This window comes from Evansella sp. AB-P1, from assembly GCF_029688925.1.
Lineage (GTDB): Bacteria > Bacillota > Bacilli > Bacillales > Salisediminibacteriaceae > Evansella.
This window is the reverse complement of record NZ_JARUKY010000015.1, coordinates 98,839-114,398: the sequence shown is the minus strand read 5'-3', so window position 1 is coordinate 114,398 and position 15,560 is coordinate 98,839. Positions and strand designations below refer to the sequence as shown.

14 protein-coding genes are annotated in these 15,560 nt (G+C 33.6%); 6 read left to right on the top strand and 8 right to left on the bottom strand.

The features are described from left to right. Positions 1-221: 221 nt before the first annotated feature. Positions 222-1,265 (bottom strand): hypothetical protein, encoded by a 1,044-nt coding sequence (locus QA612_RS16135; RefSeq protein ID WP_278284843.1) that lies wholly within the window; start codon positions 1,263-1,265, stop codon positions 222-224. Positions 1,266-1,487: 222 nt separating this feature from the next. After that, positions 1,488-2,090: a TetR/AcrR family transcriptional regulator gene (locus tag QA612_RS16130; protein WP_278284842.1), complete on the bottom strand. Its 603-nt coding sequence runs from the start codon at positions 2,088-2,090 to the stop codon at positions 1,488-1,490. Positions 2,091-2,340: 250 nt separating this feature from the next. On the opposite strand from QA612_RS16130, the gene QA612_RS16125 reads away from it, so the two are divergent. Further along, positions 2,341-2,781, top strand: coding sequence for a small multi-drug export protein (locus QA612_RS16125; RefSeq protein ID WP_278284841.1), 441 nt, complete (start codon positions 2,341-2,343; stop codon positions 2,779-2,781). A 1,378-nt stretch (positions 2,782-4,159) separates the two neighbouring features. Here the strand turns inward: QA612_RS16125 and QA612_RS16120 are convergent. The 3 genes from QA612_RS16120 to QA612_RS16110 form a co-directional block, all read right to left on the bottom strand. Continuing rightward, the gene (locus QA612_RS16120) at positions 4,160-4,684 is read right to left on the bottom strand and encodes a hypothetical protein (protein ID WP_278284840.1); all 525 of its coding nucleotides are present in this window, start codon (positions 4,682-4,684) and stop codon (positions 4,160-4,162) included. Positions 4,685-5,010: 326 nt separating this feature from the next. Next, on the bottom strand, positions 5,011-5,283 hold the full coding sequence (locus QA612_RS16115; protein ID WP_278284839.1) for a DUF4190 domain-containing protein: 273 nt from the start codon (positions 5,281-5,283) through the stop codon (positions 5,011-5,013). Between the two features lie 524 nt (positions 5,284-5,807). Then, positions 5,808-6,380, bottom strand: coding sequence for a TetR/AcrR family transcriptional regulator (locus tag QA612_RS16110; protein WP_278284838.1), 573 nt, complete (start codon positions 6,378-6,380; stop codon positions 5,808-5,810). 128 nt (positions 6,381-6,508) lie between these two features. Here QA612_RS16110 and QA612_RS16105 point away from each other — a divergent pair, with 128 nt between their 5' ends. Next, a complete protein-coding gene (locus QA612_RS16105) occupies positions 6,509-8,584 on the top strand; it encodes an efflux RND transporter permease subunit (protein WP_278284837.1) in 2,076 nt (691 codons plus the stop codon). Between the two features lie 2 nt (positions 8,585-8,586). Then, a complete protein-coding gene (locus QA612_RS16100) occupies positions 8,587-10,446 on the top strand; it encodes a YhgE/Pip domain-containing protein (protein WP_278284836.1) in 1,860 nt (619 codons plus the stop codon). A gap of 204 nt (positions 10,447-10,650) precedes the next feature. Here the strand turns inward: QA612_RS16100 and QA612_RS16095 are convergent, their stop codons facing one another. Further along, positions 10,651-10,965 (bottom strand): winged helix-turn-helix transcriptional regulator, encoded by a 315-nt coding sequence (locus QA612_RS16095; RefSeq protein ID WP_278284835.1) that lies wholly within the window; start codon positions 10,963-10,965, stop codon positions 10,651-10,653. Between the two features lie 167 nt (positions 10,966-11,132). On the opposite strand from QA612_RS16095, the gene QA612_RS16090 reads away from it, so the two are divergent. The 3 genes from QA612_RS16090 to QA612_RS16080 all read left to right on the top strand — a co-directional run bounded on the left by QA612_RS16090 (position 11,133) and on the right by QA612_RS16080 (position 13,585). Continuing rightward, positions 11,133-11,972: an aldo/keto reductase gene (locus QA612_RS16090; protein ID WP_278284834.1), complete on the top strand. Its 840-nt coding sequence runs from the start codon at positions 11,133-11,135 to the stop codon at positions 11,970-11,972. Positions 11,973-12,300: 328 nt separating this feature from the next. Then, positions 12,301-12,888: a class D sortase gene (locus tag QA612_RS16085; RefSeq protein ID WP_278284833.1), complete on the top strand. Its 588-nt coding sequence runs from the start codon at positions 12,301-12,303 to the stop codon at positions 12,886-12,888. A 292-nt stretch (positions 12,889-13,180) separates the two neighbouring features. After that, on the top strand, positions 13,181-13,585 hold the full coding sequence (locus tag QA612_RS16080) for a response regulator (RefSeq protein WP_278284832.1): 405 nt from the start codon (positions 13,181-13,183) through the stop codon (positions 13,583-13,585). Between the two features lie 120 nt (positions 13,586-13,705). Here the strand turns inward: QA612_RS16080 and QA612_RS16075 are convergent, their stop codons facing one another. Further along, complete coding sequence (locus QA612_RS16075) at positions 13,706-13,969, bottom strand: hypothetical protein (protein ID WP_278284831.1); 264 nt, start codon at positions 13,967-13,969, stop codon at positions 13,706-13,708. Between the two features lie 88 nt (positions 13,970-14,057). Further along, positions 14,058-15,518: a peptidoglycan DD-metalloendopeptidase family protein gene (locus QA612_RS16070; RefSeq protein ID WP_278284830.1), complete on the bottom strand. Its 1,461-nt coding sequence runs from the start codon at positions 15,516-15,518 to the stop codon at positions 14,058-14,060. Between the last annotated feature and the right edge of the window lie 42 nt (positions 15,519-15,560).

Genomic DNA, 15,560 nt, shown 5'->3' with positions numbered 1-15,560 from the left:
AGGGACTTTGTCCCACTTGACTTCAAGAATTTAATTTATTTGTATAACAGCTACTGCACAGTAGACTTTATACTATGAAGCAGCAATAAGGAAAAAACATTGAGATAATCCGGAAGTATTCTGCTATACAGGTTGTTTGAAAAACATATATATAGAAAGTGGAGGTAATAAAAAAGACTCTTGTAACAATTGTTACAAGAGTCTTTTATCTTAACAAATCGTCAATTTCCGATTTTCATTTTTTCTACTTTTTGAAACTCACTAATAGTATTCGTGTGATTTTGTTCACTCATATGAGAACCTAAACCATGGCGCTGGAAACGATCCCAAACCATATCAGCAGTATGGAGTCTGTTAGGCTCTTGATGATTATCATTAGTACGATGGATATCTTGTTTTTCTTGTATACCTTCAATCATTTTAGCCATTATCCTCACTCCTTCATATATTAGTTCCGGATGTAAAAAGTCTCCAACAAAACTTACTACGTTAGGTAATATAAACATATCATTTATGGCATTAAAGTTCAAATAAATACGATAATCTTCCACAAAACTTTCTTTTAGTATGTAAAGTCTATCATTTGCTGATAAACTTTCAAAACCAGGATAACGTTTTACAACATTGTCAATATAACCATTTTGATAAAACCATTGATATTGCTGGGATCGTTGCTTTAAATCTAATTGATCAAATATTCTCCAATGTAATACATGACCATACTCATGCATCAAGGATTGTGCGCAACGTTCTGGAATAGTGAGTAAACGTAAATTTTCTATGAGATGATCTTGATCATCAGGGTTCATTGACATCATTGGATCACTACTAAAAACTAGTTTATTTGCGTAATCTACATATTTATTATACTCTAGCTCTATCCTATTTTTAGTATCATCAGGTAAAAGTAATATAATTTCATTACCGTCGAGGTCCCTATACATTATAGCTGAAGAAGTGCCATCAAGGTTAGCTTTACGGAACCTGAAATATAGATTCATGACCTTTACTTCATTAAGATTAGCTCCTTTATTAAATGCAATCTTATGGCCCCCTAGTACTTCAAATTTTGGTCTTGGCGAGAAACCATAAAAAATATCTGTTTCAGAATCAATTAATTCTATTAATAAAGCTGTTTTTTCTCTTATATTCTTTACCCTTTTCTTCTCAAGTTCAAAATTATCTAAAGAGATCTTAGTCAAGTCTATTTCTCCCATACCTAATTCACCTTGTTCAACTATTTCTCCAACTAATTTAGAACCCATTTTTATGTACCCCTTCCACTAAATACCTATTCTACATTTTACAGGATTCGAGAAGTTATTAATAGGCAAGTTTATATATTTACATTTAGAAAGGTGTTTATAAAAAAGGGTTTACTATACATTTCAATCATAATATTCATTAGGATGATACTCTTCACACCCTATATGAGATGAGCTTTCTCGTTTAGGAAGTTCGGTAATAATCAATAACTTTAGACTCTTTTAATCCATTGTAGAGTGGTTAGAAACAACCGAATCAATGCATGGGTCTATTAAATCTCTAAAATATTGATCCATTTGTATTGGAGTATAGGACATATCATTTTTAACCCACCATTTTAACAAGCTGAGCAAGGTGCTGGAAATATGATTTGACAAGATTTTTATAGGTACCTTGGGTGCTTTTCCTTTAGGTAGCTTCGACTGAAGGTATTCCTCAATTCCATCATTCCAGTATGCTTCCACTTTTTCAAAAAACAAATCGCCCCCCTCTGATTTTAATAATCCTTTCATTATCTTGCTGTTCTCCTGTATATGTTCAAAAAAATCTACTACTGATATCAATCTTGGGTTTTCCTCATCATGTTCAATATAGCTCTTTATATATTGGTTAAGTATTTCCAATAAATCCTCTACACTGCTAAACAGCAATTCATCCTTGGTAGCGAAGTGTGAGTAAAAGGTTGACCTTCCTACATTAGCCCGATCAATAATTTCCTGAATAGTAATTTTACTGTACTTTTTTTCCTCCATAAGTGATGATAATGCATCGTGGATAGCTTGACGGGTTTTCCATACTCTTCTGTCGTATTCATTAGATTTCATAATACTCCTCCCTCATTTCGGACAATTTCAGTAATTTGTTTCATAACGTACATTTCTTTAAGTTTGATGATTTACTACTATATTATAAATCATTTACAATTAAATCGAACAAAATGTTCAGTAATGAATTCATTGTACATTAACTTTTGAAAGAAAGGAAGTATGTATATTTCTTTTAATTAATTATATTGTAATGACGTTTTGAAAATAGTTTACTTTGAGATTTATATTTGAAAGGAGTTATTGTTTGATGGAGATATTAAAATACATTAGTAAAGCAGCTACAACATGGTTTGCAGGTTTTTTTCCACATTTTGAAATATATCTTGCAGTTCCTGTAGGGTTATCAGTAGGGCTTAGTTGGTTTGATGCATTTCTTTGGGCATCACTTGGCAATTGGATGGTGATTCCGTTGATTGACTTTTTTTATACTTGGCTAATGAAATTTAAGTTTATGAAAAAATTTAGTGAAAAGTCTCTGAGAGGAAAATGGCGAATACGAATGGAGAAGTACGGTGCTTTTTTCATATTGGTTCTTACTCCAATTACCGGTGTTTGGGTTATAGGAATAATAGCCAAGGCTTTGAAATTTAACAGAGTACAATTATGGCTATACAGTGGTATTAGTGTAGGGGTGACAGGGTTTGTCATAGCTATATTAGCAAATATGGGGATTCAATTTTTTTCATAGTTTGATAAAAATTAGTAAATAATCTATCTGCTGGTTCTTTATCAATACCGTAAATCAAAGGGAGAACCAGCCCATCTTTGTATATAAATCAATACCCATATAGTTTCCCATATTTAACAATTATTTCTGATAATTATAATAATAAGAGAGAGATTGTTCTAATAATTGAAACTTGAGTCAATTTCATCATTCTTTATTTCATTATAAATCACGAACATTTATACTAATTGGAAAGGGGTGAATTTTAAAAATTATTTGTTTTAGTGAATTTTATGCTCCTATGTAATCACAGAAGAGGAAGATATAAAACCCTAGTATTTGTTAAACAATTTTATTATCTATTTCAAATTTAATTTCCTAAGGTGATATTGTCAAAACTTTAATAAGGGTGGTGGAAATATTAATAGTAAAAAAATATATTTTTTTGTAGTAGTTGCTGCCATAAGTATTTTAATAAATGGATATTTTATTATTAATCTATTCACTGATAAAAAAAGTAGCTTAGAAGAATATGATAGTGATCTTCAAGAATCTTATATTAATACACATTTATATTTTTATAGGGTTAAAGAAGCTGTAAATATAATACTTGAGGAAGATGATATTGCTGAAAGGATAGCTGCAAAACAAAATCTTGGTTACGCATTTTCTTATAAAGAAAACTTCTTTAATCTAGAAACATCAGCTAGAAGCCTTTCAGATAAAGATTATTATTATCAACACCATAACAGCACATCATTTATAAATGCTGTTGAACATTCCCTAAGGAGCATAGCTAATCATTCTGAATCATTATCAGAGAGTGAAAGAGACTATTTAGAATTTATATCTAACATTTTCTCTGACATTGAGGGACTTTTATTAGAATACGACAAATTATGGAATACTGACGAACCAAATCCAGAAATGACAAGTGATCATGAGTGGATAAAAATAGTACATGAGGTATTAAAAATCATTGATACAGATTATCCTTTGTTTTTTGAAGGTGAGAATATATGAGTTTGCCGTCGAAAACAGTTGAGAAGAGGGCAGAATGTAGAAACTGAATTTCGGATAGGTAATCAGTTGGAAACCTTTGATGGTGTTGATGAAGGTAATGGTAATGGTATATAAGTATTAAGGATTATTGTTAAAATCCATTCTTGCTAATTTTCATATTAAAACGGTTGAAACTTCGTAAAGAAGTAATCGTAAATGAAAGTAAGAGTTTCGATTAATACTTGCTGGGGGGGTTACTATGAAAAAAGTAATCGTGATTGTCCTATTTTTGTCATTAATGGTGTGGGCAGCTATAAGTCTCACTAGATCAGGCTGGATTTTGTAAAAAAAGAAGATAACACATGGAGAGATATAGTAAAGCCACGTGTGAAAAGATTTATTTAAAATCTCGTATGATGTACATTAGACGTTCCCGGATACCCTTTTTTTTATCTGTGATTTCTGTAGAAAGGAGGGCACCGTCTACCCACAGTTGGTATACATATAAAATGACAGCCATTATGACAAAAGCGATGAACACTTCGAAAGGTCCGTGCTTTAGATCTTTCACAATTCCTAGTGGAACGATGAGAAATTGATGCAATCCAAATGCGAAAAAGGCATCAACTGCAATATTCACTATCAAATAAAGCCATATTCGTCCATAGGTAAGAGCAAAAATCCATATGGTTCCTACTAGAAAGCTGCCATAGGTAAATGGTACGAAGGTAATCAGCCAATCGGTAATAGTCACTTTTTGTTCCAACCAACCTTGTGTATAGGCCATTTCACCATGCAATGTAAATAACAGGGCGGAAAAGGTAGCAACTGGTGTGTATCGTTTTATTATTTCCTTCTTCATCAAAACCAGTGTTAACCATGGGAGAAGGAATAGTAATCTAACGACAAGTACAGCTAACATAACAACCACCCATTCCACTTAATTTTATGAAAACTGGTGTAGGTAATTCTAAAATTCCCCAGTGACGATGCTAAATGTATTATTTTCTGAAATTTATTGCCCTATACATTGGGGATAAAAAGTAAAGTAGTGGAAAATTAATGAAAGGCATCAATATACGTGAGATGAAGAAATGGGGATATTCTAAGTATTAAAGAAAAGATTTGCTTGAGTACGGGGAAGAAAGAAGACATGAATAGGGTGTTAACCTATTCAAGGGCTATTTAAAATAATCTATGCAAAAAAAAACTCACTCATTACTTTGTAATAAGTGAGTTTCATTTTGCTTATAGGCTTCCTAGGAATCCAAGTCCTATCCAGAACATGAACTTAAGTGCAATTGTTATAATACCAAGAATTAAAGCAGCTTTAGCAACACCTTTTTTAACTTCACCTAGCATTCCAACGATACCAAAAATGATTGCTAAAATTCCAAATACATAGGGGATGAATGGAATAAGGTTTAAAACCACTCCAAGAATACCCATTACTAAACCTGCTGTAGCCAATCCGTTTGAAGGTGCTTGCTGCACAACTATTTTTTGAGTGTTTTCAGACATATATCTTCCTCCTAATATAATAATGTTCATTCGCCCTACAAAAATAGAAAGACTAAATCATCATAAAAAACATTAAACGAAACCTTCAGTTCATATACTCACTTATTAAAACGTTGACCTATCACTTTTATTTATATGTATTTACACTATGACAATAAGTATAATAGCTTAAATAAAAATGAAAATAGAAAATAAAATGACAGATAAACTCTATTACTAATTATGAGTATATTTATACAGTTGTTTCTTTTTCACTTATAGTCCTCGTTTTGATTTTTTACTAGATAAGTTCTTTTTATTATATGTAGGGAAAAATGATTAGTATAAAATCTCTATAAATTTATCATAATTTACATAAAATTTCAATATTTCATGTAAAATTGTGGCGAAAAATAGTCACAGTTCCTATGTTGTAGTCATTTGTACCTACTTAGTGGATAGTAAAATATAATATAAAATATCTGTATAAGAATCTATAATCTTCCTAATTCTACATTATCCTAACTAGAATCTTTTATTAGTAGTTACTCACTGAAAGAATCGATTCCGTTCTTCGTAAGGTTGAAAATTATATTTGCCATTTCCTTTGGAGGTTTGTCCATTCCATTACTTAGCCAGCTTTCGATTACACTAATACATCCACTTATAGCAAATAGGCTCCCGTATTTAGAGACGTCTTTGTGAATGTTTGATTCAGAGACCCAATTCTTTACGGAATGATTGTATGCCACGGTCATAATTCTATTTTTAAACGAAATATCCCCATGGTCACTAAATAAGGTTTCACACATATCCCTATTCTTAGAAACATAAAGGAGAATTTGCTCAATCATTTGTAATGCTTCTTCATCTTTATTGTTATCATAAGAATGCAGCGTTATATTCATATCCTCAATGAATTCATCCTCAATTTGCTTTAAAAGGTCATATTGATCTTGAAAGTGAGAATAATATGTAGACCGATTAATATCTGCAACTTCGCATATTTCCTTTACTGTAATTGATGAGATTGGTTTTACCTTCAAAATTTTCATTAAGCTTTCCTTTAGAACCATGCGAGTATATTTTTTCCGACGATCCATTTTTTCAGATGACATGATATTTCCCCTTTCGTTATAGTAGATATCCAACATTTTTAGATTGTACTGTTGGGTACTAAACATATTATAATAAACTGTTTGTTGAATATCCAACACGGTGTCATTATAATTGTAGAGTAGATTGAATGCAAGAGGGTGTGGTTCTGATCGACATAACAGCAAGAATAATGAAACATAAAAAAGCAATAGTAATAACATTTATGATAATAGCTATCATTTCTTCCATTGCGTTCCTTTTTGTGTCTATTAACTACAATATGGTGGACTACTTACCTGAGGAAGCTCCCTCTACTATTGCAATGGATATAGTAGAAGAGGAATTCAGCGGTTCCGTTCAAAATAATCGAGTTATGATACACGATGTTTCTGTGCAAGAAGGACTAGATTTTAAAGAGAGGCTTGCAGCCATTGATGGAGTTTTTGATGTTCTCTGGTTAGATGATGCCGTTGATTTGAAAATACCATTGGAAATGGTAGACACGGAAGTGATTGAATCTTACTACAAAGATTCGAATGCGCTGTTTTCCTTTAGTGTCCGAAGTGGTGATGAGGTTGAAGTAACGGATGCCATTTACGAACTTATTGGAGAAGAAAATGCCATGACTGGAGAAGCTTTAGATACAGCTGTTTCACAAAAAATGGCTGGTACAGAGGCTATGTATGCTGCAGCCCTTCTCGTACCTATTATTATCTTCATTTTAGTTATATCAACTACATCCTGGGTAGAACCAGTGTTTTTCCTTACTGCTATTGGTGTCTCTATCTTAATTAACTTAGGTACTAATATTTTTATAGGAGAAATATCTTTCGTTACGCAGTCTGTGGCACCAATATTACAATTAGCAGTGTCATTGGATTATGCAATTTTTCTTCTACACAGTTTTTCAGATTATCGTAAAAAAACAGATAACGTAGAAGAAGCAATGCAGCTTGCTATGAAAAAATCCTTTCCTGCAATCACTGCAAGTGCGGCAACAACCTTCTTTGGTTTTATCGCACTTACGTTTATGAAATTTGGAATTGGTGCTGATTTAGGTGTAAACCTTGTAAAAGGAATCCTTTTCAGCTTTATTAGTGTGATGGTATTTTTACCAGCACTCACTGTCCTATTTTATAAATGGATGGATAAAACGGAGCATAAACAATGGATTAGTAATTTTAATGGATTAGGAAATAAAATTGTAAAAATTAGAATACCTAGCTTAATCATTGTATTCGTCATTCTCATTCCAAGCTTTTTAGCACAAAGTAACACAAATTTTACGTATGGACTTGGTGAACAACCAGAGCATACAAGAGCCGGTGCTGATTTTAAGATCATAGAAGATGCATTTGGTGAATCTACTCCTATTGTTTTATTAGTACCTAAGGGTGATCTAGTTAAAGAGGTGGAACTTGTTCAAGACTTAACAGATTTGACAAATGTAACTAGCGTGATCGCTTATGTAGATGCAATAAGTCCTGTTATACCTCCAGAATACATGGATGTATCCATTAGAGACCAATTTTTTTCGGAAAATTACAGTCGAATTATTCTATATACAGATCTTCCTAATGAAGGAGATTTACCATTTGCTTTAGTGGAAACAGTCCAAAGCATAGCCGCTTCCTATTATGGCGATGACGTGTACTCACTTGGTGAAAGTGTAACCCTGTATGACATGAAAAAGACAGTAACGAGAGACAACACAGTTGTAAATATTTTGACGGTAGTTGCTATTGCAATTGTCTTAATTGTTACATTTAAGTCAATATCTATTCCAGTCGTCCTATTGTTGACTATACAATCAGCTGTGTGGATAAATCTTTCCGTTCCGTATTTCAGCAATACAGATCTTGTTTTTGTAGGGTACTTGATTATCAGCACGGTACAGCTTGCAGCAACAGTAGACTACGGAATTCTATTTACGGAAACATATAATGAGCATCGGAAAGAAATGCCAGCATTACGAGCAATTAAGAAAACAATAGATGAAAAAACCTTTTCCATTTTCGTCTCAGCATCCATATTATCCAGTGTAGGATTTATTTTATGGATCACTTCCTCGAATCCAATTGTATCCTCCATAGGAATACTTTTAGGTAGAGGGGCGTTGCTTGCCTTTCTTATGGTTCTTTGTTTCTTACCAGCGATGCTGTTAGTCTTTGATAAATTTATTAATAAAACGACCTATAAAGCAAATTATTTTGAGGAGAAATGATCATGAGAAAAAAACGATTACTTCTTGTTTCCATGGCGATTTTACTTTTCTTCCCTTCATTTCTTGTCCATGCAACATCGAATAACGAAAATACAGACGGAATTACGGAAGAAGAGGAAGCACTGATCGATACAGACGGGGAATTTGAATCGAAGGATGAAGTAGTATATGCCACAATGAGTGCTACAGGAGAACAACAAGAGATCTATGTAGTAAATATATTAGATGTAACGAAAGCAGGTACGATAGTTGATTATGGAAAATATAACGCTGTAACAAATCTAACCGATTTATCTGAAATAGAAGTGATAGATAACAAAGTTATTCTTCAGGCTCCAACAGGTAAATTTTATTATCAAGGAAATATGACAGATGAACAATTGCCGTGGGACTTTACTATTTCCTACTTTTTAGATGGAAAAGAGATAGAACCTGAGAAGTTATCTGGTAAAGATGGTCGGCTACAAATAATGATCAAAACCTCTGCAAACGAAGATGTGGATAAGACATTTTTTGAGCATTATTTGCTTCAAATATCACTTACCATTCCATCAGAGGTTATGAGAAATGTGGAAGCCCCAGATGCAACCATTGCAAATGCGGGGAAAAAACAGCAGATCAATTTTACAGTCATGCCTGAGCAAGAGGAAGTCCTTCGTTTTGCAGCAGATGTAACTGAATTTGAAATGGATGCCATTGAAATAGCAGGTATACCATCTTCAATGGCAATCGATGTAGATGTTAATGGGATGACAGATGATATTAAAACGTTAGCAGATGCAATACGAGAAATTAATGATGGTGTTTCGGAACTAAAATCTGGTGTGACTGATTTAAATAAAGGTGTGAGAAGCTTACGGGACGGTTCGGCTCAATACAATGATGGAATGAACGAAGTAAGTGGTGCTTCCTCAGAGTTGATTGATGGGTCTGCTCAAATTAATGAAATGATTCAGCTAATTAGTAGTTCTGTAAGCGAAGGTCTTGGAGAAATAAATATTCCAGAAATAGATGTGGATGAATTAGAGCAACTCCCAGAGGAGCTCAAAGAGTTAGCAAAAACCCTTCAAAGGATTGCTGACGAGCTAGATAACTTAGAAACGAACTATTCAGAGGCATATGACGAATTAGATCGTGCCATGGAGAACATCCCAGAATATTCTATTTCTGATGAAGAAATAGAGGAATTGTATGAAAGTGGAGTAGATAGAGAACTAATTGATCGTTTACTTGAGACGCACGAAGCTAGTGTAACAGCATTAGAAGCCTATAGAGAGGCCAGCGAAAGGTTTGACAGTATTGAAGTTTCCTTTTCCGATATTAGTAATGTTGTAAGAGAGTGGAGTGAGTCGTTAGATACTATTGCAAGTGAAATGGCTACTGCCTTGGAAGAAATGGATAATATGAATTATCTTGAGGAATTAGAGGAAGGTTTAAATGAGTTCTCCTCTGGTTATGAAGAGTTTCACTCAGGTCTAATTAGCTATACTGACGGAGTTTCTGAGTTAGCAAGGTCCTATCGTCATATCCATACTGGCATTGTGGAGTTAGCAGATGGAACAAGTGAACTTGAATCAGGAGTCGGGGAGCTTGGTGATGGAACGGATAAGTTATATGAAGCTACGTCTGATATGCCTGACCAAATGCGTGAGGAAATAGATAAAATGATTGCAGAATTTGATAGATCTGATTTTGATCCTGTATCTTTTGTATCAGACAATAACGATAAAATAAACACAGTGCAGTTTGTAATTAAAACAGAAAAGATTCAGATTGATTCAGATAAAAAAGAATCCACAGAAGAAGAGGAAGAAAAGGGCTTTTGGGCTAAATTGTTAGACTTGTTTTTCCTACGTTCATAGTAGAAGGGTAGTCCTCCAATGAAAGTGGAAATTTCACCATGGGGAAATCATAATAAGTCAAAATGAAAACCAGTGAAATTCTTGTATGTAACATAAGATGTCTACTGTAATGAACAAAACCTAGCAAATTTCTGCTAGGTTTTGTTGTTTCATCAACGAAAAGACTCTAATTAATAGAAGTTATCCAATTTTAATAAAAAGAAGTTACGCCCATTCTGATCCCCATTTTTTCATTTCCTTGAGTATTTGTCTTAAGGCATGCCCTTTTTCTGTAAGTGAATATTCTACAGTTACGGGAACGGTAGGATATACGGTCCGTGTCACAATTTGTTGTTCCTCTAAATTTCTCAATGTATCTGTTAAAGCCTTCGGACTGATTTTCTGAATGTTTTTTTGTAATTCTCCAAAGCGCTTCGTACCATTAAAAAGCTCCCTTAAAACTAGGAAAGACCATTTTCCACCAATAGCACTTAGTGCTTTTTCAATGGAGCATTCAATATGTAGTTCTTTTGTTTCCATTTCTATTTCCCCTCCTTATAATTGATACGATATAGTTACTACAAAAACTATAGTAAATAACTCCTTTTTTATTATAGCAAAAATATTTCAGTAGTTGTTATATGATAGAAGACAATTTATACTTTTGTATAGTATCAGACTTTAACATAATGAGGGAGCTGAACAGAATGGTAAAAAGCTTACAAAGTACAACGACATTACATAATGGTGTAAAGATGCCATGGTTTGGACTAGGCGTATTTAAGGTTGAAGATGGAGAAGAAGTTGTAAATTCTGTTAAGACGGCCATTGAAGCTGGCTATCGAAGCATTGATACTGCAGCAATTTATCGAAACGAAGAAGGGGTTGGTAAAGGAATAGCTGAGGCTAATGTCCCTCGTGAAGAGTTATTTATTACATCAAAGCTATGGAATTCAAACCAAGGCTATGATGAAACCTTAGCAGCTTTCGATGAAACGATGGAGAAATTAGGATTAGACTACTTAGATTTATATTTAATTCATTGGCCAACACCTGAATTAGGAAAATACGTAGAAACTTGGAAGGCTTTTGAAAAGCTTTATAAGGATGGTCGTATTCGTGCAATAGGAGTAAGTAACTTTCAGATTCACCACCTAGAGGATATTATGGCTGAGTGTGACATTGTTCCTATGGTAAATCAGGTAGAGTACCATCCTCGACTTACGCAAGGAGAACTACATGAGTTTTGTAAAAAGCATAACATTCAGCTTGAAGCATGGTCTCCACTTATGCAAGGGCAGTTATTGGATAACCCAACTTTAGAAGAAATTGCTAACAAGTATAACAAATCTACTGCTCAAATTATTTTGCGTTGGGACCTTCAAAAAGAAGTTGTTACTATTCCTAAGTCTGTAAAGCCTCATCGAATAAAAGAAAATGCTAATATCTTTGATTTTGAGCTTAGTGCAGAGGATATGGAAAAAATAAACGGTCTTAATGAAGATAAACGAGTAGGTAGGAACCCAGATGAGTTTAATGTATATTAATAGGGATACAGAGGCATAAGAAAAAAGGAAGATACTGAATTTTCGGAAAAAAATATTTTAATAATGTTGAAAAAAGCTATTACCTAGAAGAGAATTTCTCTTTAAAGGTAATAGCTTTTTTATTATTAAACTACAACAGAAAAGGGCTAAACGCATTAGCACTTTAGAATCCTATTGCATTAGCTGTAGGAGTGAAACATTGAAATGTGACATTATATAGTACTTCATAAAAACTCTATATTTAGCTGATATGATTCAAGTGAAACTATATAATGTAAGAACCTATTATGAATACAGCTAAAAAACATGTTGAAGGAGGGACTATTCGTTGGGTAAGTGGATTGGTATTACTTTGATTTTAGCAAGCATTTACTTTTTAGGTGTTGGTGGGTATCAATTTTATGAGATGAATGCAGAAAAAAATAGTGCGATGAAAGAAGCTCAGAATATTGTCTATGCTGAAAGTAGGGAAAGGGGCAATTTAGAGGATGGTTTATCCTCAATCATTGAACCGGAACGAGGAGATATTATTGGAATATTTGCAATGCCTACATTGGATGAGGAGTACCCTATTGTAGAAGGCACTGATGAGGAAGAATTAAAAAGTGGTGTGGGTCATTTTATTGGAACTGGATTTCCTGGAGAAGAGAAACAAATTTTATTATCCGGGCATAGAGATACAGTTTTTCGCAACCTAGGAGAACTACAAGTAGGAGACATAATTGAAGTGAAGATGAGCTATGGTACTTTCCAATACGTTATAGAGGAGACATTTATTGTGGATAAGGATGATCGGACAGTTATTGATTACGAGATAGATGATGAAGTATTAACTGTTTCTACATGCTATCCGTTTCGATATATTGGTGATGCACCAGAACGATATATTATTAATGCGAAACCGATTGAAGTCTAGTTTACCCTGAAAATAGATGTTATCAAACTTAATTGTATTAGCAAATAAAGGGCAGGTTAAACATTCGCTACACCCCACTTCGTGCCCCACGGTAAAGAAGACATTGTGAAGCATGAACAGATGTCACACTTATGCCTGTGGTGAAAGCGCCTGCCTGTAACGAATGAACCACCTTTGGGAGAATATTTTCATCCCCCCATGGTGCAAGTGTTTCTTGCATGAGAGATCTAGTAAAAAAGATTGACACGTTATTATTTATTTTGAGGCATTGGAAAGTGAGTTGGGGAGTGAAATGACAAAACGAATATTAATTGTTGATGATGAGAGGGAAATGAGGATGTTACTCTCTATTTGTTTGATGACTACCCCTTACATTGTTGATGTAGCTACGAATGGAAAAGAAGCGATTGATAAAATCACTTTCAATCAATATCATCTTGTTATCTTAGATATTATTATGCCAGGATCAGAAGGGTATGAACTATTAAAAACAATTAGGAGTCATACTAAGAGGCAAGTTCCCATTATTCTAATGTCTGTAATAGGAGATACAGAAAGAACAATAGAAGGGTTAAAGCTTGGTGCAGATGATTATATTGTAAAGCCATTTGACCCCATGAAACTCCTAGAAAAAATAACGTTACTTATAGATGAAAAAAGTAGGAGAGCCAATGTTGATGAATATCTTTTACCGTGAATTAAATAATCTCATCATTAATCGAATAACTTTATTGAGAAAATACTTACTAATAAAAAAAGGAATCGAGGACTAATGTCTTCGATTCCTTTACTTTAGAATTTAATAAGTGAGAGAATTTTACTTACCATTTTGATTCATCATATTACTGTTCATCATACCACCGTTGCTGTTACTGCTCATCATGCCTCCATCACCATGACAGTTATTATACATTTCTTCTAACTGCTCCTCATCTGCCTCCGGATGCATTTTTTCCATAAATGGCAGCATATCTGAAAAATTGAATGTTTTTCCCTCTTCAGAATTAGATGCTGCAAAGCCGACGGTTCCAACACTTAGAACAAGAACTGCTACAGAAAAAGCAATAAGTTTTTTCTTCATAAAACCATCTCCTTTCCTTATTATAAATTTAATTTTACCCACTACATATGAAGATGGTATGAAGAAAATAAAAATGTTCGTAAAAATTTTATCTACTAGGTAACACATCCATCGGATTTAAAAGATTACCGTTATAATAAACTTCGAAATCAAGGTGTATCCCAGTAGAAATACCGGTTGATCCCATTACACCAATTTTGCTTCCTTGACTAACCACATCTCCAACTTGAACGTTCATTGAAGCTAAATGAGCATATTGTGTTCGATATCCATTATTATGATTAATTGCTATCGTATTTCCATATCCATTAATCCAACCTACAAAAGTAACGGTCCCATTATCTGCAGCTAAAATGGAGTAATCATTAGGGCGAGCAATGTCAATTCCTTTATGAAAGCTTCCCCACCGCATTCCTTGATACGTTGTAATAACTCCACCATTTGTGGGCCAGGTAAAGTTACCAGTACCTCGAGAAGGGACCTCTTTTGTACCTTCTACAACGATTTTATCCGTTTTTTCTTTCACTATTGTTTCTTGGATTACTTCTTTCTCTTCGATTTTATTATTAGTAGTAATCATTTTGTATACCACTTCTTTACGACCTTGATTTCCCTCTTGCTTTGTGTAAGTCTCCCCTTTCCATAAGGATGAATCCTTTTCTACAATCGTGTTATATTCCATTGCCTCTTCTTCTTTTAAAAATCTAGTAATGATTACTTCTATTAAAGGTTCATTTGTCTCAATCGTTAGTTCGGTGCCTATTTGTAGCTGCTCCTCACTATGGATAGTAGGATTTATTTCTAGTAATTCCTCTATTGTCATATTATATTTCTTTGCTATTTTCCCTAGTACGTCTCCTGCTTGCACTTCATATGTATCTAACACTTCACCTCCAATAAAAATTTCTTTTTCGATTTCTCTAAAGGAGGTGACTTTTTTAGGCGAGACAGTTGTTTTTTTGAAATCAATAGATGGTTCAATGGTTATATCTTGAATAAATGATTCTCCTACTGATAGAACCTCTTCTAAATTTTCTATTTCCTCTTCCATCATATTGTCATCTACGTCAATAAATTCTTCTATAAGCTCATCTACTATTTTGTCTGTATCTGTGTCTATGGGAATATAGCCAATCACCTTATTCTTTATTTGAACCGCTTTTGCTTCCGTTACAATTTGGAAATGATCTTCTACAATACTTTTATTTATATCATTTTCAGGGGGAGGATCGCTTATGGAACGAAAAACTCTTTCCTCCACCCAACGCAGATTATTGTCAAAGGTTAAATCAATTGTGGAATACACTTGTTCATTCTTTTCTAATAATTCATTGAAAAACTGCTCTACTTCATTTTTATCAAAGAATACACCAATGTGCTCATCATCACTATACAAATGATAAACAGAATCGATGATAAATCCTTGTGCATCACTTTCGGTGAAGGACTTTGTAGGAAAAAATAATAACCCTAAGAGTAACAAGGGCAAAGGTACTATATGCTTTAAAATATTAAATCTACCTGATTTTTTATTAGTAAGTATAGCCACTTACATACCTCCATTCAAAAGTGTTTCTCTTTTAAAAACAAT

Excerpts from the sequence above, each read along its gene's own strand:
- QA612_RS16080 (WP_278284832.1), top strand. The coding sequence starts at position 13,181 with ATGACAAAACGAATATTAATTGTTGATGATGAGAGGGAAATGAGGATG.
- QA612_RS16090 (WP_278284834.1), top strand. The coding sequence starts at position 11,133 with ATGGTAAAAAGCTTACAAAGTACAACGACATTACATAATGGTGTAAAG.
- QA612_RS16130 (WP_278284842.1), bottom strand. The coding sequence starts at position 2,090 with ATGAAATCTAATGAATACGACAGAAGAGTATGGAAAACCCGTCAAGCT.
- QA612_RS16120 (WP_278284840.1), bottom strand. The coding sequence starts at position 4,684 with ATGTTAGCTGTACTTGTCGTTAGATTACTATTCCTTCTCCCATGGTTA.
- QA612_RS16125 (WP_278284841.1), top strand. The coding sequence starts at position 2,341 with ATGGAGATATTAAAATACATTAGTAAAGCAGCTACAACATGGTTTGCA.
- QA612_RS16105 (WP_278284837.1), top strand. The coding sequence starts at position 6,509 with ATGCAAGAGGGTGTGGTTCTGATCGACATAACAGCAAGAATAATGAAA.
- QA612_RS16110 (WP_278284838.1), bottom strand. The coding sequence starts at position 6,380 with ATGTCATCTGAAAAAATGGATCGTCGGAAAAAATATACTCGCATGGTT.
- QA612_RS16095 (WP_278284835.1), bottom strand. The coding sequence starts at position 10,965 with ATGGAAACAAAAGAACTACATATTGAATGCTCCATTGAAAAAGCACTA.
- QA612_RS16100 (WP_278284836.1), top strand. The coding sequence starts at position 8,587 with ATGAGAAAAAAACGATTACTTCTTGTTTCCATGGCGATTTTACTTTTC.
- QA612_RS16075 (WP_278284831.1), bottom strand. The coding sequence starts at position 13,969 with ATGAAGAAAAAACTTATTGCTTTTTCTGTAGCAGTTCTTGTTCTAAGT.
- QA612_RS16135 (WP_278284843.1), bottom strand. The coding sequence starts at position 1,265 with ATGGGTTCTAAATTAGTTGGAGAAATAGTTGAACAAGGTGAATTAGGT.
- QA612_RS16115 (WP_278284839.1), bottom strand. The coding sequence starts at position 5,283 with ATGTCTGAAAACACTCAAAAAATAGTTGTGCAGCAAGCACCTTCAAAC.